This window comes from Streptomyces sp. AC627_RSS907, from assembly GCF_019049165.1.
In genome coordinates, this window is sequence record NZ_JAGMUE010001560.1 from 1 (window position 1) to 557 (window position 557).

1 protein-coding gene is annotated in these 557 nt (G+C 77.4%); it reads right to left on the reverse strand.

Annotated features, from left to right (window positions below; translation table 11 throughout):
- Positions 1-557 (reverse strand): uroporphyrinogen-III synthase (locus KUM32_RS42990; protein WP_217146975.1); only part of this gene is annotated, 557 nt, incomplete at both ends.

Below are 557 nucleotides of genomic sequence, written 5' to 3' on the forward strand. Positions count from 1 at the left end.
GCCAGCGGCTGCGCGGTGACCGGGCCGACGCAGGCCGCCAGCACGTCGTGGCGCAGCGCGTCGACGAGCGCCTCGCGCAGGCCGCGCTCCCGGGCCCGGTCCAGCAGGCTGGTGGCCGCGGGCGCGCTGGTGAAGGTGATCGCGTCCACGGTACGGGCGACCGAGGCGTCGATCAGCCCGTCGAGCGGGCCCGGGTCCTCGGGCGGCAGCCACCGGTAGACGGGCACCCCGAGCACGTCGGCGCCCGCGTCCCGCAGCGCCGCCACGAACTCCGTGAGCGGCTCGCCGTGCAACTGCACCGCGATCCGGCGCCCGGCCACGCCCGTGGCCAGCAACCGGTCGAGCACCTCGGCCATCGACTCGGAGGCGGGCGACCAGTCCTCGGTCAGGCCGGCGGCGCGGATCGCGCCGCGCACCTTGGGCCCCCGGGCCAACAGCTCCGCGCCCCGGAACCGGTCGAGGAGCGCGTCACCCAGCCCCCAGCCATCGGCGGCCTCGGTCCAGCAACGGAAGCCGACGGCGGTGGTGGCGATCACCGCATCGGGCCCGTGCTCGAC